This is a genomic window from Bacillus sp. FSL K6-0994, assembly GCF_038630815.1.
Taxonomy (GTDB): domain Bacteria; phylum Bacillota; class Bacilli; order Bacillales; family Bacillaceae; genus Bacillus; species Bacillus safensis.
Genome location: NZ_CP152043.1, coordinates 3603531 through 3628564 on the forward strand (window position 1 = coordinate 3603531; position 25034 = coordinate 3628564).

The 25034-nt window shown below is 40.5% G+C and carries 21 protein-coding genes and 1 riboswitch; of the genes, 12 read left to right on the forward strand and 9 right to left on the reverse strand.

Going from position 1 to position 25034, the window contains the following annotated elements; translation table 11 throughout:
• Positions 1–17 precede the first annotated feature (17 nt).
• Together MHB69_RS18770 and MHB69_RS18775 are read right to left on the reverse strand one after the other, a co-directional pair.
• Positions 18–1289 (reverse strand): GntP family permease, encoded by a 1272-nt coding sequence (locus MHB69_RS18770; RefSeq protein ID WP_081125160.1) that lies wholly within the window; start codon positions 1287–1289, stop codon positions 18–20.
• Positions 1290–1407: 118 nt separating this feature from the next.
• Positions 1408–2520, reverse strand: a complete 1113-nt coding sequence (locus MHB69_RS18775; RefSeq protein WP_342495848.1) for a sugar diacid recognition domain-containing protein — start codon at positions 2518–2520, stop codon at positions 1408–1410.
• 160 nt (positions 2521–2680) lie between these two features.
• Between MHB69_RS18775 and MHB69_RS18780 the strand changes: the two genes are divergently transcribed.
• The 5 genes from MHB69_RS18780 (at position 2681) to MHB69_RS18800 (ending at position 9587) form a co-directional block, all read left to right on the forward strand.
• A complete protein-coding gene (locus tag MHB69_RS18780) occupies positions 2681–3331 on the forward strand; it encodes a TetR/AcrR family transcriptional regulator (protein WP_342495849.1) in 651 nt (216 codons plus the stop codon).
• Between the two features lie 69 nt (positions 3332–3400).
• A complete protein-coding gene (locus tag MHB69_RS18785; RefSeq protein ID WP_120208002.1) occupies positions 3401–4654 on the forward strand; it encodes an MFS transporter in 1254 nt (417 codons plus the stop codon).
• Positions 4651–6978 carry an ABC transporter permease gene (locus MHB69_RS18790; protein WP_342495850.1) on the forward strand — a complete coding sequence of 776 codons (2328 nt, stop codon included), beginning with the start codon at positions 4651–4653 and terminating at the stop codon, positions 6976–6978. The genes MHB69_RS18785 and MHB69_RS18790 overlap by 4 nt, the downstream gene beginning before the upstream one ends.
• Positions 6979–6991: 13 nt before the next feature.
• Positions 6992–7753, forward strand: coding sequence for an ABC transporter ATP-binding protein (locus MHB69_RS18795; protein ID WP_342495851.1), 762 nt, complete (start codon positions 6992–6994; stop codon positions 7751–7753).
• Between the two features lie 655 nt (positions 7754–8408).
• On the forward strand, positions 8409–9587 hold the full coding sequence (locus tag MHB69_RS18800; protein ID WP_046312658.1) for a Rap family tetratricopeptide repeat protein: 1179 nt from the start codon (positions 8409–8411) through the stop codon (positions 9585–9587).
• Between the two features lie 97 nt (positions 9588–9684).
• Here the strand turns inward: MHB69_RS18800 and MHB69_RS18805 are convergent, their stop codons facing one another.
• The 4 genes from MHB69_RS18805 to MHB69_RS18820 all read right to left on the reverse strand — a co-directional run bounded on the left by MHB69_RS18805 (position 9685) and on the right by MHB69_RS18820 (position 15127).
• Positions 9685–10533, reverse strand: a complete 849-nt coding sequence (locus tag MHB69_RS18805) for a PRD domain-containing protein (protein ID WP_034281420.1) — start codon at positions 10531–10533, stop codon at positions 9685–9687.
• 30 nt (positions 10534–10563) lie between these two features.
• Entirely contained in the window at positions 10564–12030 is a 1467-nt protein-coding gene (locus MHB69_RS18810) for a glycoside hydrolase family 1 protein (RefSeq protein ID WP_046312656.1), read from the reverse strand.
• Between the two features lie 4 nt (positions 12031–12034).
• Complete coding sequence (locus MHB69_RS18815; protein WP_046312654.1) at positions 12035–13894, reverse strand: beta-glucoside-specific PTS transporter subunit IIABC; 1860 nt, start codon at positions 13892–13894, stop codon at positions 12035–12037.
• A gap of 330 nt (positions 13895–14224) precedes the next feature.
• Entirely contained in the window at positions 14225–15127 is a 903-nt protein-coding gene (locus tag MHB69_RS18820; RefSeq protein WP_046312652.1) for a hypothetical protein, read from the reverse strand.
• 190 nt (positions 15128–15317) lie between these two features.
• Between MHB69_RS18820 and MHB69_RS18825 the strand changes: the two genes are divergently transcribed.
• Both MHB69_RS18825 and MHB69_RS18830 read left to right on the forward strand, forming a co-directional pair.
• Entirely contained in the window at positions 15318–15869 is a 552-nt protein-coding gene (locus MHB69_RS18825; RefSeq protein WP_046312650.1) for a PadR family transcriptional regulator, read from the forward strand.
• A 4-nt stretch (positions 15870–15873) separates the two neighbouring features.
• The gene (locus tag MHB69_RS18830; RefSeq protein WP_034281425.1) at positions 15874–16356 is read left to right on the forward strand and encodes a DUF4188 domain-containing protein; all 483 of its coding nucleotides are present in this window, start codon (positions 15874–15876) and stop codon (positions 16354–16356) included.
• Between the two features lie 11 nt (positions 16357–16367).
• Here MHB69_RS18830 and MHB69_RS18835 read toward each other — a convergent pair whose 3' ends face one another.
• Positions 16368–16991 (reverse strand): CoA pyrophosphatase, encoded by a 624-nt coding sequence (locus MHB69_RS18835; RefSeq protein ID WP_342495852.1) that lies wholly within the window; start codon positions 16989–16991, stop codon positions 16368–16370.
• 170 nt (positions 16992–17161) lie between these two features.
• Between MHB69_RS18835 and MHB69_RS18840 the strand changes: the two genes are divergently transcribed.
• Together MHB69_RS18840 and MHB69_RS18845 are read left to right on the forward strand one after the other, a co-directional pair.
• Positions 17162–17368, forward strand: a complete 207-nt coding sequence (locus MHB69_RS18840) for a helix-turn-helix transcriptional regulator (protein WP_003215336.1) — start codon at positions 17162–17164, stop codon at positions 17366–17368.
• The gene (locus tag MHB69_RS18845) at positions 17365–18045 is read left to right on the forward strand and encodes a DUF3169 family protein (protein ID WP_041118373.1); all 681 of its coding nucleotides are present in this window, start codon (positions 17365–17367) and stop codon (positions 18043–18045) included. The genes MHB69_RS18840 and MHB69_RS18845 overlap by 4 nt, the downstream gene beginning before the upstream one ends.
• A 47-nt stretch (positions 18046–18092) precedes the next feature.
• Here the strand turns inward: MHB69_RS18845 and MHB69_RS18850 are convergent, their stop codons facing one another.
• Complete coding sequence (locus MHB69_RS18850; protein ID WP_061110315.1) at positions 18093–19439, reverse strand: amino acid permease; 1347 nt, start codon at positions 19437–19439, stop codon at positions 18093–18095.
• A gap of 164 nt (positions 19440–19603) precedes the next feature.
• A riboswitch (glycine riboswitch) is annotated at positions 19604–19683 on the reverse strand.
• A 264-nt stretch (positions 19684–19947) separates the two neighbouring features.
• Here MHB69_RS18850 and MHB69_RS18855 point away from each other — a divergent pair.
• The 3 genes from MHB69_RS18855 (at position 19948) to MHB69_RS18865 (ending at position 23516) form a co-directional block, all read left to right on the forward strand.
• A complete protein-coding gene (locus MHB69_RS18855) occupies positions 19948–20967 on the forward strand; it encodes a LacI family DNA-binding transcriptional regulator (RefSeq protein WP_034281429.1) in 1020 nt (339 codons plus the stop codon).
• Between the two features lie 446 nt (positions 20968–21413).
• Positions 21414–22595: an MFS transporter gene (locus MHB69_RS18860; protein WP_034281431.1), complete on the forward strand. Its 1182-nt coding sequence runs from the start codon at positions 21414–21416 to the stop codon at positions 22593–22595.
• 18 nt (positions 22596–22613) lie between these two features.
• Entirely contained in the window at positions 22614–23516 is a 903-nt protein-coding gene (locus MHB69_RS18865) for a quinate/shikimate dehydrogenase (protein ID WP_214755314.1), read from the forward strand.
• Between the two features lie 109 nt (positions 23517–23625).
• Here the strand turns inward: MHB69_RS18865 and MHB69_RS18870 are convergent, their stop codons facing one another.
• Complete coding sequence (locus MHB69_RS18870) at positions 23626–24819, reverse strand: MFS transporter (protein ID WP_342495853.1); 1194 nt, start codon at positions 24817–24819, stop codon at positions 23626–23628.
• Between the last annotated feature and the right edge of the window lie 215 nt (positions 24820–25034).

Below are 25034 nucleotides of genomic sequence, written 5' to 3' on the forward strand. Positions count from 1 at the left end.
CTTTTCTTGTCATATCCTCAGCCAAACAGCTGGAAAACGCCAAAAATAATGGTCGATACAACGGTTAACGTCAAACCGATTAACGATTCAAAAGGCATGAGCTTCAAACGCTCTTTGATATCCATTTGAACACTTCCTGCTGTTGCATGGAAAAAGCTCCCGTGCGGCATATGGTCAAGCACTGTTGCGCCAGCATGAATCATGGCTGCCCCTGAAAGAGCAGATACACCAAGCCCAATCAGCGTTCCGCTAAACACACCACTCGCGACCGCCGTTCCTGCTGTTGTCGAAGCGGTCGCGGCTGACATAAATATTCCTGAAGTTGGCGCAAGTAAATATGGAGGTAAACCCGAGGCATCCAGTGCCTGAATAAACACATCTTTTAAGGACGAATTCGATACGATTCCTGCTAGTGTACCTGTCCCTAATAACATGATCGCGACACCTGACATTTTATGGAGCCCCGACATCGCATAATCATTGAGAAATTTCCCTTTTTTCATGAAAAGAGCACCTACAATCCCTCCAATCGGTAAGGCGATCATTGGGTCTATATTGATTTGAAAAAGCGGTCTTAAAGCCAACAATAAAATGGTAACCAGCGGACCAGCCAGTGCTTGAAAAAAGGCAGGTATTTGAACTTTATTTTGCCCAGTTTCCTCTTCAAGAACGGGTGTCCCTTTGTTTGCAAGCTTTTTAGCTAATACATATGTAACCGCCAACCCGAACACAGCCGGAATGATTCCTGCAGCCATCATTGAAGTCAGAGGTACACCAAAAGCGTCTGAAGCGGCAATAGCATTCGGATTCGGGGACATGATATTTCCTGCCTTCCCTCCTCCAATCATAGCAAGGAGAATTCCCGTTTTTGAGAGCTTTGCGCGTTTGGCAATAGCAAGTGCGATTGGCGCTACCGTAATAACCGCAACATCTACAAAAACGCCTACTGTTGTTAAAATCATTGTTGCAAGAGCGAGTGCTAATAGTGCCCTCGCCTCACCAAGCCTTCTCACGATGGCCTCAGCGATAGATAACGCTGCACCTGATTCAATGAGAACACCAGCCAGTACACCTGCGGCCATAATTCTAAGGACAGCCGGAATCATGTCCTTAGCACCTTCCATCATAACGTTGACGGTCTGAACAATGTCTACACCGCCAACCAATCCGCCTATAAATGCACCTGCCAGCATGCCATAAGCAGGTGATACTTTTTTTAGAATGAGAACAATCGCGATCACAAGCGCCGCCATGGCTCCCAGAGTACTTACCGTCACATCTCCACCCATTCTCAATCCCCCTAAAAATATCTTCCTCCAATTGTAAGCGTTTACCCAAAGGGATTGTGTTGTGAATCTGGATGAATTTTTTTAACTGACCACTCTACCGAATTGTGCATTTGCACAATCAAGATAGTTGAGTCATTAGCTGCGCCATATAAAGCTCGATTAACTGTTTTACATGACGAGGGTCTTTTCCGGTCAATCCTTGAATTTTGTCTAAACGATAACGCAATGTATTTCGATGAATAAATAAACGATCAACAATTCTTTGCAAATCACCGCCCTCTTCAATGTAAACCCTTAATGTATGGGCGAGCTCTGCTTCTTGTGTCAAAGGCTTGTAAAAGTCAGTCCATCGACTGTTCTTTTCAGCAATTCCCGCCATCATGAATAAGCTTTCCAGTTGATAAGACTCAAAGAAATACATACTTTCCTCCGGATCAAGAGCCTTCCCTAACCTCAGGGCTTCCCTCGCATGCTGAAAAGAAATTGGCAGCTGGCTGATGTCTTCAGCGACAGTCCCTATCCCCACTAACACTTGGCTTCCTACTGCTCTTTGCATTGTTTTTTGCAGATGACCTGCCGCCTGCTTTACTTGATGTTCAGGTATGGGCTGACTTAAAAGAATCAATTCATGACAAAAGGTCATGCCAAGTAAATCATCTGCCTTCTTATCATATTGAATCGCATGCATCAATTTATGAACAGCATCCTCTAAGGAGGGAACTGGCTGAAAAACAATAGCCATTCGGCGCTTGTCTAAATCCATTCCCAGCCAAGCCGCTCGATTTTTCAGCTGATGATCCCCAGCATCAGAATATGAAATCAGCTGATTGACAATTTCACTTTCTATTCGATGACGCCATTGAACCCGCTCAAGCAGAAAAGATTGCTCTAACACCAGTTCAGCTGCCATCTTCACCAGCTCGGCATGATGCCGAATGTCCTCTGGCTCACCAGTAATCCCAATCACACCAACTACTTGTTCATGGAAGCAAATAGGCAAGTTAATCCCGGGTCTCACTCCTTCTAAGCGCAAAGAGGTCTCCTGGTCAATTTCCACACTGTTCCCGCTTGTCAGCACAAGTCGTGCACCATCATGTTTCTGGCCAATCCTGTTTCGTTCACCAGAACCAATAATGACACCATCTGCATTCATCACATTGATGTTTTTATGTAAAATATGCATCGTACGTTCAACCATTTCTTGAGCCAATTCACTGGTCAAAAATTGCATTTTCCATCTCCCCTGAAGGTTTTTTCATTCAATGTATCATAGTGTCTTTGAACAATAAATGCAAAGTGTTTAAAAACCAGCCATTGACAAAGACACCCTGAAAAGTGTTTAATCAATTCAAGGACCGACCGACAGTCTAGTTAAAAGAAAGGATGGCTTTATGAGAACCGTTAAACATCCTGAGGAACGTAAAAATGACATAATAAACGCAGCAGAAGCGCTTTTTTCAACCAAAGGCTATCAGAAAACAACAATTATTGACATATTAAAAGCCGTTGGCATTGCAAAAGGCACCTTTTACTACTACTTTGCATCCAAAGAAGAAGTAATGGATGCCATTATTGACAGGATCATCAAAGAAGATATCATCGTGGCAAAGCGGATTGCAGCTGACCCAGACCTTCCAGTCGTTGACAAACTATTTCGTATCATCATGGTGCAATCACCTCAGCAAGGAAGCCATAAACAGGGCATGATCGATCAGTTCCATCAGCCTTCTAATGCAGAAATGCATCAAAAAAGCTTAATCAAAGCCATTAAAGAACTATCACCAGTGTTGGCAGATGTTATTCAGCAAGGTGTAGAGGAAGGGACATTCAAAACGAAGTATCCGCAAGAGACGGTTGAATTCCTTCTTGCTTCTGCGCAGGTCATATTTGATGAAGGCCTTTTTCAATGGACAGCCGAAGAAAGTCTACAACGCGCTTTAGCTTTTATCGAAATACTCGAATCCTCATTGCATGCAAAAAAGGGAATTTTTTCCTTCCTGCTCAAGCGATTATCTGGAGAGCTGGATGAAAATAATCAGTGATTGGTCACTTCAATACCAATCCTGCATACATTATAGACTGACGGTCGGTCTAAAAGGAGAGTGATATTTATGTCTTTGTTATCCAAAAGAGGCTCATCCCACTTTATATACCTCGTTCTCGGACAGATTATTTCCGTTTTCGGATCTTCTCTCATTCGGTTTGTTCTATCTTTACACGTACTGGATATGACGCATCGAGTTGATTTATATGCCTTACTTTTCGCTTTATCCAATATCCCGCTCCTTCTCTCCCCGTTAGCTGGTGCAATCGCTGACCGGTTTAACAGAAGGAACTTAATGATTTTATTTGATGTCCTCACCGGCATGATGATTCTTGCCTTTTATTTTTGGTTATTTTCGGGAAATGATTCACTCTATATGATCGGAGCTGTCATGATACTGCTTGGCGTGATGAGTACGTTCTATGCTCCCGCTGTCATGTCCAGCATTCCACAGCTAGTGAAACAAGAGCAATTAGAACAAGCAAACGGCATTGTCAATGGCGTTCAGGCACTTTCAGGTGTTCTCGCACCTATTATCGGAGGAGTTCTATACGGAATGATTGGAAGCCAATCCATCATCGGTGCAAGTGCCATCGTATTTTTTCTATCAGCCTGCATGCTTTTAAGGTTAAACATTTCCTTCTCCCCTAGTCCGCTGACAGAGTCTATGGGCAAAGTGCTCATAAAAGATATGAAACAAGGATTTTCTTATATTGGCAGTCAGCCATTTTTAAAAAGGGCCATGCTGCTTGCCGCAATGTTAAATTTCATCCTTACACCATTTTTTATTGTTGGGGGACCAATCATTTTAAGGGTCACAATGAAGAGCAGTGACATCATGTATGGAATAGGCATGGGCTTGATTGAGTTCGCTGTCATCGCAGGGGCTCTGCTAGTTGGACTTGTAGCGAAGCGATGGCGCATTCCTACTTTATATCGCTGGCTTCTTGTCATCGCAGTCATCTTGCTGCCTGTGGCGTTCTCAACATCCAAAACAGCTCTTCAATTTGGCACTTATCCAGCTTATTTTCTCTTTTTAGCAGGATGCCTTCCAATTGCTATGCTGCTGACTATGATCTCAATCGTTGTGATTTCACATGTTCAAAAGAAAACACCAAATCATCAGTTGGGAAAAGTGATGGCCAATCTGACAATGGTTTCTCAATGTGCTGCTCCGCTTGGCCAAATGATGTATGGATTTTTGTTCAATACGTTTTCAGCCACCATGTATGTGACGGTGCTCATCGTCAGTTCTTTCATGTTTGCACTAGCCTGCTTAACAAAAAATATGCTTCAGCATGAAGGAGAATCAGCCTCATGAGATTAGCGTTTATAAAGAAAGACTTAACCCGTCACCGTCTTATTTCAATCGGCTTAACCATTTGCATCATGATGACTTCATTTCTCGCAGCAAGTGCAGCTCAAATGATCGTACACCTGAATGGTTCCATTTCTAACCTGCTCCATTCTGCCAAAGCGCCAGACTTTGTCCAAATGCATGACGGCGGCATAAATGAAAAAGACATTGAAGCATTTTCAAGCAAACAGTCCATGGTAAAAGCCCATCAAATCGTCCCAATGATACCAATTGAACATGCAAACATCAGGTTCGGACATGAGCCTGCCAAAGCAGGTGTGATGGATCATTTATTTGTGAAGCAAAATCGTGATTTCGATTTCCTGTTAAACGAACAAAATGAAAAGCTCACGGTCAATAAAGGCGAAGTGGCTGTCCCAATTTATTTTCAACAAAAGTATCAGCTCAACATAGGTGAAACGTTACTGATTGAGAAAGGAGCTAATCAATTCACCTTTCGCATCAAAGCGTTCTTGCGAGATGCACAAATGAACCCCAGTCTTGTCAGTTCAAAAAGATTTCTTCTTCATAACGAGGATTGGGATGCAATAAATCAAGTGTTTCATCACAAAGAGTACTTAATCGAATTTTTACTACATGATGCCGCTCAGACAGATACCTTTCAAGCCATCTATCAATCATCACAACTGCCACAACAAGGCCCATCTGTCACACTACCTTTACTGCGTATGCTGAATGCATTGACAGATGGAATGGTCATTGCCATTCTCCTGCTTGTTTGCCTGCTGCTCATCAGTATAGCCCTTCTCTCACTCCATCTTGCTATGACGGCTTCAATAGAAGAGGATGAACGTGAAATTGGCATACTGAAGGTGCTTGGGATCCCTTTAACAAGAATCAAGCAATTATACGTTGGTAAGTATGCCGCGCTTGCTTGTGCAGGGTGTATAGCAGGATATGTGTTAACGCTTATATTTGGTGATATGTTTACAACCAATATCCACCGTTACATGGGGAATCAGCCTTCTTTTGCTCATTGGTTAATCCCGCTTTTTGTTTCTATTGCGACGGCAATGATCATCATCTCTTGCAGCTATGCTGTCTTAAGAAAGTTTGGTCAAATATCAGCTGCTCAAGCACTTCAAGGCGTTATCAACCCACTGGGTCAAAAGAAAAGAATACCTATGCACCTCAAGAAAAGCAGGTTCTTACCCGTCAATATTTGGCTTGGTTTAAAAGATCTGATATCACGAAAGAAGCTGTACACAACGATTTCTTGTATTATTGCACTCTGTACATTTTTAATGCTCATGCCTATTCAGCTATGGCATACCTTACAATCACCGGATTTCATCACATACCTTGGCTCTGGTAAAAGTGACCTTCGAATAGATATACGCCAAGGGAATCATCTAGCGAAAAATACAAACGAAATAGAATCAATGATTCGTGAAGATCAGAGCATACAAACAGCAGCCATCTATAAAACTACTTCTCTTCAGGTGAAATCAAAGGAGAACACATTAGAAACGCTCTACTTAGAAACAGGTGAGCTCTCAGCATTTCCCCTCAACTATTTACAAGGACGACAGCCTTTAAAGAATGAAGAAATTGCCTTATCCGTATTAAATGCAGATTCACTTCAGAAAAAGATAGGAGAAAGAATCACTCTCGTAACTAATGGGCATGAAATCCAAAGAACGGTAACAGGTATTTATCAGGACGTGACCAATGGAGGCAAAACAGCAAAAGCAATATCACAGCCATTTCCTCAAACAGCTCTTTGGCAAACCGTTCAAATTCAACTAAAACCAGGAGTAAATATCGCAGAGAAAAAGACAGTATTTGAAAAGAAGGTATCTCCTGCAAAAGTGACAGATATGAAAGAATACGTTCATCAAACGATCGGCAGCACAGCAGCTATTGTAAAAGTCATTGCATTTTTTGCTGCATTAGCTGCCTTTGGAACCGCCAGCTTAATGCTATTCATGTTTCTGCACATGTTAAAGGCGAAAGATTCAAGCCGAAACCACATGCTAAGAACAATTGGATTTTCTATAACAGATATAACAGTACAATATATAACGAGTTTTATCGCTGTTCTCTCTTTTGGCGCCTTTATTGGAACAATCGCGGTCAATACCATTGGTCCTGCTTTGATGAGTATAGGAGGAGCAACATTAGGGGCGTCGAGCCTCCAGTGGCTGTCACCACAATGGGTGTCAGTTGTGTACCCGTTTACACTATTTATTGTCAATTTAGCTTTGACCACCTGGTTATTGAAGACGTTTTTTTCTAGTCAAACGGCAAGGCAAACACTTTTATAAGGAGATGTTTCACATGGAACACTTGATTGAAACGAAGCGATTGTCTTTGCATATCAATTCATTAAAAGGACAAAAACAAACCATTCTTAAGGATATTCATTTATCGATAAAGCATGGGGAATTCGTGACCATTATGGGACCTTCTGGATGCGGGAAAACATCATTACTTTATCAGCTTAGCGGCATAGAAACAGCTTCAACAGGAGAGATCGAATATAAAGGCCGATCACTATCAGAAATGACAGACAAACAGTTAACTGCTCTGCGCTTAACAGAGATGGGGTTTGTCTTTCAGCACAGCCACTTATTAAAAAATCTTAATTTATTTGACAACATCATAGCTGCAGCTTATTTAGCAAAGAAAAAGCCAAGACAAGAATTGAATGAACGAGCTCAATATTTAATGAAAAAACTCGATATTGATCATTTGGCAAATAGATATTTGACAGAAGTATCGGGAGGACAGCTTCAAAGAGCCGCTATCTGCCGAGCGCTCATGAATGAACCAGACATACTTTTCGCTGATGAACCAACAGGTGCTCTTAATTCCAGTACAACGAAGGAAGTGATGAATATTTTTTCAAGTATCCACTCTGAAGGAGCAACACTGCTGCTTGTCACACATGACCCCAAGGTGGCTCTTCGTTCTGAAAGAATCATGTTTATGAATGACGGGGAAATTGTAGCCAGTTTACAACTAGGAAGATATGATCACTCAACTGCCGAGAATCGAGAAATGAGATTAAATCAATGGCTGCAAGATTTAGGTTTTTAATTTGAGAACAAACAGGCAGGAAACTGCCTGTTCTATTTTTTTTGGCACTCAAACGAGTAATCCATAGACAAACTATTTGTTTCTAAGATGATTTTGCCGCCAGCTTGTTGACAAGATTCTGTCAGCAGCTCAATTTCTTTGCTATAAAAGTATCTCTTTGACATATAAACAGTCACTAAAACAAGTAACAGAGTCGCGATAATGACTGTGATTTGTCTATTTAAACTTGGAAATCTTTTTTTCATTTCAACATCCTTTCTAAAGGTCTAAGTTTGTGTTTAATACTTACTTTTGGCTGCATCTATCAGTTTCTTATCTCATGATCTAGCAACATCATACATGATTTTCTTTCCTAGATCGACCTTCCATTTTCCCTCTGAAATAGCTAAAACTTCTTTATTCCAAATATACGAGTAATATTTTCGTTCATTATCATAAAATCCATATTATATATTCCTTTTTTAGACTTCCAAAAAGAGATTTTATTCATTTGTGCTAACAAGCAATCACCCTTACAATATCGTACATCACATGACCTTAGGTCCCTTTTATTACCTCTTGTCAATCACTTCACAGAAACGATTATATTTTTCCAAAAATTGTGATATCGTTTTTTATGAAACAGGTGAAAGGATCTTAAAGAGGTGAAATTTCCATGGCTATCATTTCTGCTGAACAGGTGGGGAATCGTTTAAATGATTGGAGAATTGCAATTCGCAAGCATGATGTACACAGTGCAAAAGCAATGTATACAGAATTAAAAGAATTACTTCAAAAAATGGAAGAGAATCAGGAGGTCTTGACCTATTACTCATTGCTAGAAGGCAAGTATAAGCTCATGTTATATGAACGAAGAGGTACAAAACTGAAGGAACAGACAGAACCAGATTGCCCCTCTAAAACAAACGACTTAATTGAATACTATTTTTACCTATACAAAGCCCTTTACGCTTCATATAAAAGAGACTATGCATCAGCCATTGGACTGTTTAAAATTGCCGAGAAAAAACTACAACACATTCCTGATGAAATAGAAGTAGCAGAATTCCATACGAAAATCGCCAACTTATATATGCTGCTTCGTCAAAGCCTGATTTCTCTACACTACATTCAGAATGCTATTGATATTTTCAAAAGTCATGAAGGATATGAGAGAAGACTAGCTGCAGCCTTTGTCATCGCCGCTGCTAATTATATGGACATTGGTGACTTTATAAGAGCAGAAGACTACTACAAAAAAGCATTACACATCGCAGACAGTCTCAACGATCATTTTCTAACATCACAGCTTTATCATAATATCAGCATTTTGTACGCCGAAGCTGGCGAATCAAAAAAATGTATCGATGCCCTAGAAAAGGCTCTTAGTGATGAAGACTATCTCTCTTCGTGTTACTTTCATCACTCCATGTACATGTTAATGAAAGAGCTGCTTTCTATCGATGAAAGGACACAAGCTCTCTATTACTTCGAATTGGTGAACCAAAAACATGAATCAGAGAAATGCCCCATCTATACAGCAAAAATGAATTTGCTTTACCATCTATATTTCACTGAAGATATGGCTCAAAAAGCTCAAGCCTGTTTCGATGAAATCAGCATTCTTAAAAAATTAAAGGATGCTGAAGGAGCCTGTGAATTAAGTGCATTAGCTGCAAAATACTTTGAAGAGCTGGGAGCAATTCATCAAGCCTATCTTTTCTTAAAGGAAGCTGATCGCATGAAACATCCTATCATTGACTGGGGGAATTCTAATGAAAAAAATGAGTTTATTGATTATCGCTTTAACCATCGTTGTTTTAGGACAAACAGGGGCTTTCAATTCATTAAATGATGAAAATCCTGGTACAACAGAACGACCTATCGGAACTTAATATAAACATTGGTCATACAAAGAACCACTCGCCTCATCAAGGCAAGTGGTTCCACATTTATTTTAGTTGCTGATAAGATATGAGGCGGTGTATATGTACCGCAAGATAAGTAAGCTCATCATTAGGAATGACGATACTATGCACCTGTTTAATATAGTCTTTGATCTTAAAAGCAACATCCATCGCTTGAGGATATAAGTGTGCAATTTGTTCAAACAACTCATTTTCTTGATCTGATAATAATTTATCAGCATAAAATCTTTCTACAAAGAATTTCACATGTGTAATGAACCGGCTGTAATGAATATTCTCTTGATCCATTTTCATATTCAATGTATAGCGCACAAGATTGACAATACTCCCGATCATCTTGGCATATTTCATACCATCTTTCGAATCGGATTTTTCACCTAATGCATTAATTAAGTGAAAGGCGATATTAGCAGCTTCTTCTTTTGGTAATTGTATGCCCAATGTGTCATTGACTAACTCAAGTGCGTAATTCCCTACTTCAAATTCTTCCGTATAGTAGTTTTTGATTTCCCAATACACGCGATTCGTAATATTAATATTCTTTTTATGACGTTCCACTGCAAAATTCAAATGATCCATTAAGGTAAAATAAACACCTGAATTTAAAGTTGAGTTTAAACGTTTTTCTGCATATTGGACGATGTGCTGAGTTAAATCGATAAACTCCTGAGGCATTGAATCTAACAGTTGAAGAAATTCTTTTGCTCTCATGTTATCAACTGACATAAAGACTTGGTCCGCTTTTTTCTCTTCTATCATTTGACCTGGTTTCTGTCCATAGCCAATTCCTCGGCCGAACAATACCATCTCCTGTTGGTTCTGATCTTCAGCCAGGACCACACTCGAGTTTAAAACTTTTTTGATTTTAAACATCGTCATCACCTGTTTTCATGATTGTGGTGTTCAATCAAGCGATTCACCATTTGTCTCAATGACTTTTTGGTACCAATAAAATGAATCTTTTCGAGATCGTTTTAATGTCCCGTTCCCGTCATCATCTTGATCGACGTGAATGAAGCCATAGCGTTTTGACATTTGTGATGTACCTGCACTAATAATATCAATCGAGCCCCAGCTCGTATATCCAAAGAGATCGACGCCTTCTTCAATCGCTTCTCTCATTTGACGGAAATGCTCTTTAAAATAGTTAATACGATAGTCGTCATGGATAGAGCCATCACTTTCAACTACATCCTTTGCACCCATGCCGTTCTCGACAATGATAAGAGGTTTTTGATAACGATCATACAATTCGATCAAAGAAATTTTCAGACCAACCGGATCAATTTGCCAGCCCCAGTCAGTTGAAGGAAGATAAGGGTTTTTAACCCCGCGAATTGTGTTCCCTTCTGTCTCTTCTAATCCTTCTTGGGCTGACTCCGTTAAAGACATATAGTAGCTGAATGAGATAAAATCTACTGTGTTTTCTTTTAAAATGGTAAGGTCATCTGCTTCCATTTGAATATGAATATCTTTTCTCTCAAGCATGCGCTTGATCAGTGGCGGATACTCGCCAAACACTTGAACATCTGCATAGAAATAGTTTTCTAAGTTTTGTTTCAAAGCTTGTTCCACATCATTCGGGTGGCACGTATGCGGATACGTTGTCAATTTTGTCAGCATACATCCTACCTGGCTGCCTGGGATGATGCGATGGCAATCTGCTGTTACGAGAGCAGATGCGACAAATTGATGATGAAGTGCTTGGTACACCGTTTCTTCCACTTTTCCTTCTGGGCAGCGATCAGGAATAATTCCTGCTGTAATGAAAGAGTGGCGGTGAATACTATCAATTTCATTAAAGGTGAGCCAATATTTCACATCATGTTTATATCGTTCAAAACATACATTGGCGAACTTCACAAAGAGATCAACGACTTTTCTTTCAACCCAGCCATTATATTTCACACTAAGCGCTAAAGGCATTTCATAATGAGAGAGAGTCACGATCGGTTCTATGTTGTGTTTTTTCATTTCTGCAAAGACACGATCATAAAATTGAAGCCCTTTTTCATTCGGTTCCGCTTCTTCTCCAGTAGGGAAGATACGACTCCATGCAATAGAAATCCGAAGTGTTTGAAATCCCATTTCTGCAAAGAGAGCCAAATCCTCTTTATAGTGATGATAGAAATCGACACCTCTGCGTTTTGGATATTTTTTATCGTCTGGATCTTTCATTGCACGATCTATATTTTCAGTGGTAACAGCAAGATGACCTTCATAATCTTCTACACTCAAGTTGGAACGGTACATTGCAATATCTGCAACAGACGGTCCCTTTCCATCTATATTCCAGGCGCCTTCTGCCTGGTTAGCCGCAATGGCGCCGCCCCATAAAAATCCTTTTGGAAAACCTTTGATTTTTGTCATATGATTAGCCTCCTAATTGTGTAACAACCATCAATGTATCTTGACGATTGACCTCTTGTAATGGCTGTACCTTAATATCATATTGATCTGTATTTGTGATTACAGCAAGTGTTATTGGATCATATCCTGCTTCCATGATTTTTTCTAAATCAAATTCAATCAATAAATCTCCTGCTTGAACACGATCTCCTGCCTGCACTTTTGGATGGAAATACTGTCCTTCCAACTGAACAGTGTCAATGCCGATGTGGAATAATACTTCAACCCCTTGGTCCGTTTTCATACCAAGCGCATGGTTTGTTTCGAACAGCAAGGTCACCTCACCATCTACTGGTGCATAAAGTGCTCCTTTTGAAGGTACAATGGCAATTCCGTCCCCCATGACCTTTGAAGAAAAAATATCATCTTTTACTTCAGATAGAGAGATCATTTGACCAATCACAGGGCTTTTGAAAGTTTCTCCTGCTCCAATTTGTTCAGCAAATGCAGCTTGGTCCTTTGTCTTTTCTTCTACTGTTCGATCTTTACCTAATACAAAAGCAGCGATAAATGCGACAATAAATGAAATGACTGCTCCAATGATAGCAAACATCAGATTTCGCGGAAGTTCATCTGATATAAACATCGACATGCTTGCTAATCCAGGGCCAACAAGCACAAAGGCTTGTATACCAACTAAACCAATGAAAATTCCGCCAACAAACGAACCAATCATAACACTTCCAAGGACTCGCTTATTTTGAAGTGTTACACCGTATAACGCCGGCTCTGTGATACCAAAAAAGGCTGAAATCCCTGCCGAAATGGCTGTTGATCTGAGTACCTTGTCTTTTGTTCGAAGTGCCACAGCAAAACACGCTCCACTTTCCGCAATATTATGCGCAAGTGATGCCGGTAAATAAAGTGCTTCTTTCCCAAGGGTTCCCATCGTTGTGACTGCATAAGGGACCATTGCTTTGTGCATGCCTGAAGCAACCATGAATGGGAGGACCGCTGCTAAAATTGCGACAGCTACCCAGCCTACTGTATTAAACATTGCAAGAATAATTGATGAAAAACCTTGTCCTGCTGTAAAACCAATCGGTCCTAATAGAAGCAACGTAACTGGTACAGTAATGACCAATGACATCATCGGAACGAAGAAAATTCGAATTGGTTTTGGTGAAAACCGCGTAAAGAATTTTTCCATTTGAGCGTAAAGCAATACAGAAAGGATTGCCGGAAACACTTGATACGCATAAGCTATATTTTTTACATCGAATGACAGTAATTGTGCACCTTCTGTAAGCATTGCTGTCATGTTCGGCAGAAGGAGCGCACCGACTGCTGATAATGCGACCAGTGGATTTACTTTTAGTTTATTCGCCGTCGTTACAGCAACTAATAAAGGCAGAAAGTAAAGTGGTGCATCACCTACCATGTTCAGTATTTGATAGGTTTGTCCCTTTGCATCCATCCAGCCTAATAAAGAGAAAAGGAGAAGAAATGATTTTAAAATTCCTCCGCCTGCGATAGCTGGTACAAGAGGCTGGAAGACACCGACAATGAAATCTAACAGGACTGTGCCTGCTTTTCTCTTTTCTTTTGGCTGATTGGATGGCACGTCTTGGCTTGATGAGCTGCTGCCTATTAAACTTGTTACCTTTTGATACACTTCAATGACGTCATTCCCAATCACCACTTGGCATTGTCCTGACATTCTGACAGCTATGACACCTGGTGTTTTTTCTAGTGCTGGTACATCTGCTTTTTTCTGATCAATTAGCGTGAAGCGAAGTCTTGTTGAACAGTGCTCAAGGTGCGCAATGTTTTCTTTGCCGCCTATATGCTGTAAAACGTCTTTGGCAACTTGTGTGTAATCCATTTTTTCTCCCCCTTTTCTCATACATGAGACCTATATTTTGGCAATAAAAAAAGGACCTAAAACGACAAATAAAAGAAATTCATCGTTTTTAGATCCTGCCTGCATGACCAGTCACATGTCTAATTTATTCATATTGGATTTGTTTTTAGTATATATTGATTATATGAAAGCGTCAACATTTATTTTTCTAAAAATTATTAAGGTCTATAGACCCAAATTCATTTTCCTTAATTAGTTGAAGCGTTTGCCTTCCTCTCTTTTTTCACCAATAACTATCTTCATTATAAAAAACCAGATAAATTTATTCATTCATCTGGTGGTTATCATCATCTATTTTTTCTTTTCTTCTGCCTGCTTTTTAAATGCTTCAGATTGTTTTTGATATTCCTGCTTTGAGACTGGTTTAAATTCTACGATGCCGCCTGCTATTTTCAGAGGAAGTTTTATTGATTTTGCACCTCGATTCGTTGAACCTACGATAATACCAGTTTTGTGCTCTTCGATTTGAGGATAGGTACTGATATCAAACATGATTCCATCAGAAACACCACCCGCTTTATGTTTCGTCTCTTTATAAGGTTCACCACCATCCCCTGGAACTGTTCTCATTAGAAAGGCCCCTGACCATTCAGACTCAATATGCATATGCTTTACTTGTAGAAATAGTTGGTATGAACCATCCTCCGCAGTATACAGATAACCATAAGCACCTGTTACTTTCTTGATGTAGTCTCTTAAATAATCATAAAATCTAGTTTCTGAGTCATCAATTAACTCATCATATCGATCTTGAATGGCTTTTTGATACGCATTTAATTTTTTTTGATCAACTGCTTTGTATGTGATGCTTTTGTTTTCACCTTGTTTTTTCACAGAAAGATCTTTTCCAGCAACATGTACTTCATACATCACCGGATCTTTTCCTCGCTTCACTTCAAATTCATAACCGTTTTCTATTGCTTTTCCAGTTAATTGATATTTATGTTTAAATAAATTCGGATCAAAATGCATTTCCGGACTTTCTTCTAAAATGGTTTCATTCAAGTGACCGGTTACTTTCCCTTTTCTCTCCGTTACCTTAAACCAATTCACGCCCTCTTTTGTTTTCTGCGCAAAGGCGTAGGATTGATTTAATGCACTCTTTTTTCCGATTGCTTGATAGGCTGACCAGCTGACTGCACCAAGGACTAATACCGTCAGGACAGCCACAAACCAGATTTTCGATTTACTCATACGTACCCCTCCAATATATAATCTGATGAATGATCATCCATATATATGAGTGATTCACCTCTCTGATTAACAAAATCAGGTAAATATCCACTCCCTTTATCGAATTTATTTTCAACAACCCCTTGTATCTGCCACTTCACATCATTTATTATATATCTAAAAGATATATCTTTTAGATAGGTGTGCTGATATGAAAAAATACAATGATACGACGTATGCGATTTTAGGTATTTTAACGACTGATTGTAAGTCGGGGTACGAAGTGAAGCAATTAATTGATAGAAGCCTGCATCATTTTTGGAAAATCAGTTATGGACAAATTTATCCAGCTTTAAAGTTAATAGTCGAGGAAGGCCTTGCGGAAGTTTCACCTGCTGCTGCTTCTAGCCGCTCAGACAAGCGGGAATATCATTTGACTGAAAAAGGACTGGATACGTTAAGAGAGTGGCTGGCGCAGCCGCTCGACCAGTTACCAACAGAGCGTAATGAGGTGTTATTAAAGTTATTCTTCGGTCAATATCTTTCGTTTGAGAAGAAACTAGTGCTTTTACAGGATTATGAGAGGCAGCTCCGTATTCGTTATGAGACATATGTTGCGATTGAACAAAACATTCAAGAGCTTTATCCAGATGAAGCGGATGCGAAGTATTGGCTGTTTACTTTAGATTATGGAAAAAGAGTGGCTCAAGCAGGAATTGATTGGTGCGTGGACACATTCCATTCGATGAAGAAGGAAGGGTAAATGAATGAAAAAAGACATACGTGCGGGTAGATTTACAACGGACAATTCTGATTCGATTGTTGTGTTCATCATCGGAATGAGGATCAACAAACGCTGGGCCATTCATCAATGGCTGCCTGTGTTCATGGCGATGCCTGGCATGATCAAGGAGCTGTATACCCATCAAGATGAGCTTGGCTTTCTTGGGACAGAGAATTACTTTGGATTACGCACGACAGCGATGATTCAATATTGGAAATCAACAGATGACCTCCTTGCCTATGCCAAGATGGAGAAGCATTTGGCTGCTTGGAAAGAATTTAACCAAAGAACACGAAATAATGACGCCGTCGGAATTTATCATGAAACGTACCAAATTCAAGCCGGCTCGTATGAATCCATCTACGTGAACATGCCTTCCTACGGACTGAGCCAAGTGAAATCCCCTATTTCAATAAGTAAAGGTCAACAAACAGCGAAGGACCGTCTGAATACAACAAATTCCTAGAGAGCGATTCTCTAGGAATTTCTTTTTGTAACGGTCACAAAATGCTTTAATATGCGGGCTGTTAATCCCCATATGGTGTAGTTTTCGTAATCATAAAACCATTCCTCAATCGAACGGCTTCCCCAGCTGTATTTTTCACCATTCATGATTTTTTCATAAGGGAAGTCCTCTCCTGGTGTTGGCTGAACGGATACATGATGTAAGTATGGCTCATATTGGCTGAGCCATGATAGAGGCACGATAAAAGTCTCCTCTACTTCTTCTTGATTAAAGGAGTGCTTCACTTTTTGCTCATCAATGATACCGACATATGGGTATACCACAAAAGATGGAGAAGCGATATAAGGACTGAGCTGTCCAAGGATCTCGACCGATTCTGGCGGAATGCCCAGCTCTTCATGTGTTTCTCGCAGTGCAGCTTCCTGTGCAGTTTCGCTGCCGTCAAGCTTGCCCCCAGGAAAGCTAATATCACCCGGCTGTTTTCTCATAGTTAGCGATCGTACCTCAAATAATATATGCCATTCTCTATTTACTTGCACCAAAGGGATAAGGACTGCTGCTTTGAACGCTGTCTCTTCTCCAATGAACAACGGTTGTGATTGATGCAAGTCATTTTTTAATTGATCAATGAACACGGACATCACCTGTTTTCTGTTTCTCTTTCCTTTAGCGTATCATGGTTCACCTTTTCAATAAAGATGATTGTTCTGACAATTATTTTTATCATTTTGACAACTTTACTTGTCAAAATGAATATAATGCTTTACAATTAAGGAAAGATTTCAACCAAAATTGAGGTGACAGAATGAAAAATCGGTTAAAAGAGCTTCGTGCGCGAGATGGTTTAAACCAAACTGAGCTTGCAAAGCGTGCAAAGGTCTCTCGTCAAACCATCAGCTTAATGGAACGAGATGAGTTAATGCCGTCTCTATTGCTCGCTGTTAAGCTTTCACGAATTTTTCAGGAACCCATTGAACGTATTTTTCTATTCGAGGAGGATGAACTCTCATGAAAACTGTATACAAAATGCTCTTAGGTGCTCTCCTTGGCTTTCTCGGCGCTTACTGTCTGCTAGCAGCCGAATTTGAAATGACACTTCTTGATGTTGCATTTGAAGCGACTCTTGTCATCAGTGGATTGACGATTTTATTGATTATTTATTGTTTTTCAGGGATTTCACGTATGAAAAAAAGAGTATCTCTTTCGGTTTCTGGAGATGAAGAGGATGAACTGGAGGCAAAACAATATCGGACCTTTACTGATTTGACTTTAGCCAATACGGTAAGTACCATTTTTTCCATTGTTGCCATCGGTATCGCGATCGTCACCGAGCAGCCCATTTGGTTGATTCTCGTCAATGCTGCTTTATTTATTGTCTCCATTATCAGTTCATATATAGCGATATCTGTTCTAAAGCTTGTCTACCCTAATCGCAACCTGCCAAGTCCATCTGACAAAGATTATAGTAAAAAGCTGCTCGCTATTTCAGACGAAGGCGAAAAGCATGTGATGCTTGGCGGACTGTTTCACACGTATCAAATGATGAATGTTCTATTGACCGGCGCCATGTTTATTTTGATTGTGTATTCCCTTGGAGCCAATCACTCTCAGCTTTTCTCAATCATGGTCATTGGTGTTGTTTTGATCATTTTGAATGCAAATTATGTGCTAAAGATTAGAAATCGTTAAATGAACAAAAGCACAGCCTAATGCAAAGGCTGTGCTTTTTCCGTTCATTATGACGCGCGGCGTTTCTTTCGTGCATAAATCAATAGTAAGAAACCAAACCAGACCGGCGTTAATAAGAGCGCGGGGCGTGTTGCATCTGCAAACAGCATGATCACTAGAATCGCAGCGAAGAGAACCAAAACACATATATTCACAAAAGGTGTGAAAGGTGCTTTAAAGGTAGATGCTTCATGCAATTCAGGCCGTGTTTTTTTATATTTCAAATGGCTAATTAAAATAATACTCCATACCCAAATGAAACAAATGGCACTGATCGTTGTCACAATACCAAAGGCTTGTTCGGGAATCAGCTTGCTTAAAAGAGCTCCAACCGATACCACAATCGTCGAAACAAACAGGGCATTGCTTGGGACAGCATGCTTGTTCAGACGTCCGAAGGAAGCTGGACCCTGCTTTTGATGACTAAGATTATACAGAATACGGCTCGTCGAGAACATGCCGCTATTACAAGCTGATGCCGCAGACGTCAACACAACAAAATTAATGAGCCCTGCTGCTACTGGTATCCCAATGAGTCCAAAGGTTTTCACAAAAGGACTTTCTGATGCGCTGAGTTCAGTCCATGGGTTGATACATAGTAAGACAAAAATCGCTCCCACATAGAAAAATAGAATTCTTAATGGAATCTTATTAATCGCAGAAGGGATGTTTTTTTGCGGATTGGCTGTTTCTGCTGCGGACACACCGACCAGTTCAACTCCCACATACGCAAAAATCACCATCTGGAATGACAATAAGAAACCTGTGACACCATTCGGGAATAACCCGCCATGAGACCATAAATTCGTTACTGTCACCGGTCCGGCATCTGTTTGAAAACCAATGATTAAAAGAACCATTCCAACCCCGATCAATAATAGAATCGTAATTACTTTAATGAGTGCAAACCAAAATTCCATTTCTCCGAAAAGCTTCACCGTTAATAGATTCAATCCTAGTAAAATCAATAAACAAATGATGGCAGGAATCCACTGCGGGATGTCAAACCAATACTGCACGTACACACCGACCGCAATGACATCCGCCATCGCTGTCATAATCCAGCAAAACCAATAGGTCCATCCTGTCACAAAGGAAGCCCACGGGCCGAGATAGTCCTCTGCAATATCGGTTAATGACTGATAGCCTGCCTTCGATAAAAGCAATTCTCCGAGTGCCCTCATGACAAAAAAGATGGCCATCCCGACAATTAAATAAGCAAAAATGATTGAAGGACCTGCCAATTGAATAGCCTTTCCGGATCCTAAAAACAGCCCGGTTCCAATGGTTCCGCCAATGGCAATCAATTGTACATGACGGTTTGATAAATCTCGTTTTAATTCTTGTTGTGCCAATGCTAACACCCTCCTACGACACGATCTTATCCTGAAATAATGAACCCTTTAAAAAAGTCCATAAAAAAAGAGATTGGATGCGCTCCAATCTCACGGTCATAAAAGAATAGCAAAATAGAGAAAAGTCATACACGGCATCATCCATGCACCACAAATACAATATTTCGTACTCTTCTGTCCTTTTGCCTGAGATTGTGAACCCTTCGGCGCCGCACATACATGCGGTCTCTCCAGAAGCTGCTCCTGCTATAGTGTGACCCACAGCATTCATAGCCTTCGTTATTTAATTAAAATGTTGCTATTTCTGAATAATTTCATATTTTACGCCTCAATCTGAAAGCTGTCAATGGTAATCTTTTATGATTTACGGCGTTACTCATATGTCTTCACTTCATCAATCCCCCCTGATTCATGTATAATAAATCAAAAGATGTTCGGCTCGTCTGATAGAGAAATCCCTCTTGATGATGAACAAAGTTAGGCAATCCATTGAAGTTGGTGAAGATAAATGAAAAAAATGAACAAGCAGCGTGTCACATTACAGGAAGTCGCCAAGCATGCCGGTGTCTCGACTTCAACGGCATCACTCGTTGTTCGAAATAATCCTAGAATCTCTGAAGCCACTCGAAACAAAGTACTGCAATCCATGGAGGAATTAGGATACGTATACGACCGCGTTGCTGCCAACATGCGGTCAAAAAGCTCAAATATCGTGGGTGTGATTGTGACGGATATTTCTAACACCTTTATTTCGGAGTTTTTAATTGGCGTACAAACCACGCTTGAGTCACTGGGCTATACTGTTTTACTTGGTACGACCTTTGACAGTGTCGATAAACAGGAGCGGCTCATTTCCACCATGGTAGAGCACCGAGTGGGCGGGATTATTTTAAACCCAGCTTCGAAAAGCTCTGCTCGAACGGTCAAACAATTAAATCAAATTCGCACCCCAAAAGTACTGGCAAATCGTGAATTATCAGATGTGCAATGTGACTATGTCGGTGTTGATTATGAACAAGGTACTTGGATGGCGGTTCATCATCTTCTTCAAAAAGGGCATCGCCGCATCGCTTTTTTAGGCGGCATCAAGACTTCTTCGACTTGGATTGAGCGGATGAAAGGTTTCAAAAGAGCTCATGACGAAGAAAATGTGACGATTGATGATTCTCTTATTATTGATATAGAACCTACTCGTGAAGGCGGGAAAGAAGCACTTGCCCAAGTGATGGATCAGCCTGAGCCCCCTACTGCTATTTTTTGTTTTAGTGACTTATTCGCTTTTGGGGTCATTCAAGCCCTGTCAGCACGGGGCATCAAGCCTGGTGAAGATATCGATGTCGTTGGATTCGATAATGTTCCTGAAGCAGAAATGTATCATCCGCCGCTCACCACTGTTTCCTCCTTCCCACGATCCATCGGGGTAAAAGCAGCGAACCTTTTATATCATAAAATGAACGAACAGGATGAAGAGCTGCAGCGATTGATTTTAAAGCCTCAACTTCATATTAGAGAAACCTCTCCATCATGATGAAAAAGAGAATTGCGTGCAGCAATTCTCTTTTTTTATTGATCAAGTCAACTATTTCTTTGTTTCATTTTTCTTTTTTTAAATCACAAAGTCATAAACTTGACACATTTAAAATGCAGGAGTATATTTATCTCGTTGCTTCTTTTAGTATATCGTTATACCTATTTCGTCATATCATCATTTCTATCAAAAAACAGTTAAAAGTGGTTTTTTATGATTCTGATCAAATCATGAAGTTTCACTTCCTAATCAAGGCTGTTATTATTTTTTACATTTTAGTAGAACGATGTACTTGATCGAAGAACAGATGAATATTCATTATTTTTTCATCAATCACATAAGGGGTGTTGTGATGGGCTTCATATTATTCATTTTGAAGGAAACAATAACAAAGGGTACACAAAGAATTTGACCTTAAATGGGGTTTCAAATATAGGAGTGGGAACATGAAAAATCCTTATATAAAATCGTCACTTGGCATGTATTTAAACTACTTCATGCTTGGCATGATCAATATTATTGTAGCTTCCAACATGGACAGCTTATCTGAACGCTACCATGTGGATATTCCGAAAATCAGCTTGCTTGTATCGGCGATCGGAATTGGTAAACTCATTGCGCTCTTTTTCTCAGGCCGGTTAGCCGACAGCTGGGGACGTAAGCCTGTCATTATTACAGGAAATTTTCTTTACTTATTATTCTTAATTGGTATTCCAACGACAACAAGTTATACACTGGCATTTATCTTTGCGATATCAGCAGGTATTGCCAACTCACTGCTTGATTCAGGAACCTATCCTGCTTTGTCAGAGTCATTTCCGAAAAAAGCAAGTTCGGCTTCTGTTTTAGTAAAAGCGTCTGTATCCATTGGGGCGACTGTTCTTCCATTTATCTTGGCCTTCCTAGTGGCACATGACATCTTCTGGGGCTGGGCGTTCTTTGGACTAGGGCTTCTTTATTTACTTGTAGGGATTTACTTACTCTTTATGCCATTCCCGAACCATAAGCAAGTTTCTTCACAAGACGCTCTTCCAGTACAGGACCAGCTGAAAGAAGAACCAAAAATGCTTGGCGAAGGCTTAGCTGTTGTACTGATGGGATTCACATCGACTGCATTGTTTGTCGTATGGCAGACATGGCTTCCGCAGCTCGGGTTAAAATTAATCGGACTTGGCACAGAACAAGCTACACAGCTTCTATCTTATTTTAGTATTGGTGCACTGGTATCTGTTCTATTACTTTCGATCGTCTTAGATAAATTCATTTCACCGATTATGGTGGCGATCATTTATCCAATTGGGGCGTTCCTTGCGATGCTTGCACTATTCCAAGTTGAAACTTACAGCATTGTCATTGTCAGCACCTTCTTCTTAGGACTATTTACAGCGGGAATCTTCCAGCTGGCGATGAGTATTATGATGAAATTGTTCCCGACAAACAAAGCAACGGCTTCATCCTATGTCAACATTGCGGCAAGCTCAGCATTTATACTCGTGCCGCTCATTACAAGTGGATTGGTCAGCACGTACGATATTAAAATGACGTTATTTTTCGATATGATCATCGCAGTTATTAGCATATTACTAGCGGTCTTTGTTCTTGGACGCATGAAAAAATTATTTAGATAATTAAAGGAGATGTCAATCATGACAAACATACATGAACGTAATATTGATGGGAAAACAAAATTAGTTGGTCTTCTTGCTACACCAATCGGGCACAGCCTTTCACCACGTATGCATAACCTTGGCTATACACTAACAGGTATCAACTATGCTTACCTTGCATTTGAAGTAGGGAATGATGAACTAGAAGCAGCCGTAAATGGTATGAAAGCAATGGGTGCAGCTGGATTTAACGTCTCTATGCCGAACAAAATGAAAGTATTGGATTACTTAGACGAACTAGATGATTCTGCAAGATATACACGTGCAAGTAACACTGTAGTGAACAAGAATGGTAAGCTCATCGGCTACAACACAGATGGTCTTGGATATGTAAGAAACTTGATTGAACATGGTGTTGAATTAGCTGGTAAGAAGGTCACTCTCGTTGGCTCTGGCGGTGCTGCGACTCCGATTGCGATTCAGCTTGCACAGTCCGGCATTCGTGAAATTAGTATTTTTGCTCGTAATGATCAATACTTTGTTCAAGCAGAAGAAAATGTAAATTACATCAACAACGAAATGAAATCATTCGGTGTCAAAGCAAACATTTTCCCACTTGAAGACAAAGACGCGTTCCGCCGTGAAGTAGCAGAAAGTGCAATCCTGGCAAATGGGACAAGCCTTGGCATGAAACCACTGGATCAACTCAGCATTATCGATGATACACTTGATGTACTTCGTGAAGATTTGATCGTGACAGATGTCGTATACAACCCGCAAAAAACAAAGCTTCTTGCGCAAGCACAGGAAGCTGGCGCCAAAACCATTAACGGTCTTGGAATGATGCTGTGGCAAGGTGCACTTGCTTACAAACTCTTTACTGGTGAAGATATGCCAGTTGATCAAGTAAAACAAATTCTTTTTGAAAATGACCGTTTCTAAAATAAAAAAGACAAAGGGCTAAAATGATGATCATTTTAGCCCTTTGTTTTCTTTTCAGCGTGAGGGTTTGTCTACACGCTGAGACGACTTCCTGCGGAGGTCGTCTTTTTTAATCATGTATCATGATTTGACGGTATCGATACAGGATATACAGTGCGCCGATAATGGCCGCAACAGCCACCACTGCATCGAACATAAAGATTTGTAAAATGGACGCGTGACTCTGAATTAAACCTGTTACGACCGGGATGACGATAGCCGACACGCCGCCCGCTGTAGAGATAATCCCTGTCATCGTCCCTTTGTTTTTCCAGAAGAATTCAGCCATCACAGTTAACGTCAGCTGAAAAACTCCTGCCGTTGAAAATCCCAATACAAACGCATTGACGGTTCCTATGACTGGGGATTTCACGACCAAGAGCACACAAATGGAAACAAGTGTAATGATTGGGTAGATCAGCAGTACAGTGACCGGACGGACAAAACGGCGCAAAAGAAACGCGAGCATCACGACAGACAGCAGCCCGCCCATGCTATAGTAACTGAGCAGTTTTACAGCACTGCCCGATGCCATCCCCAAGATGGCCTCACCGTACGTAGGAAGCCAAATTTGCGGCAGCGCATACAGTCCATTTGACGTAAAACTGATCAAAATGAGTGCGATCCCTTCCCTCCAAAATGTAGGCTCTGTCGAGAAGCGCGGAAGTCCGTCATACTCCGTTACCTGGATTTGCTCCACCTTACGATGATTCGGAAATGGCAAGGTCCACAGCATCAAGACATTCACAAGATAGATCAGAGCAGGGACAAAAAATGAAATTCCATAAAACAAATCATACTCTGCTAAAAAGAAAATCGCCAGTGGCAAAATGGTTGCCCCAATGGAGATAAAGGCCTTCACCATCACATTCGCAGATCCCGAGTTTTGCGGAAAAGCCTCCATTAACGCAGGATATGTTCCTGCATCCATTGCCGAATTCGCGACGCCTGCCAAAATCGCAAATGCAAACGCGATTTGATAATTCGGAGACAATGGGATTCCGATGAGGAACACCGCCATCAGCACACCAGAAATCAAAATGACTGGCTTTCGCCCAAAACGATCTGACAGTACGCCTGATAAACCATACGTGAGCACCCTGCCAATGCCAAGCGCCGAAATCATATAACTAATTCCCGCACTATTGGTATCTAACTGTTTGATTAAAAATGGCATATTTGAAGCCAAAATAATATTGACCATACCTAATAAAAAATAATTAATATACAGACTAGAAGCCGTTCTCACATACGGATTCCTCATCCTGACACACCCCTCAACACCATCGCAATGAAGTGACAAATAATGGTTACGCTTACAAGATCTCATATGTGAGGAAGAACAGCTTTGCAGCCTTCACGTTCATACATCTCATCATGTCATGCAGCTCACAGCTTACACGCCCTTCATGTATCAAGCATTTCTTCAATTTTTCACTGCTCTTATTTTATACGAATGCGAAAGGTAAAGATAGTGAA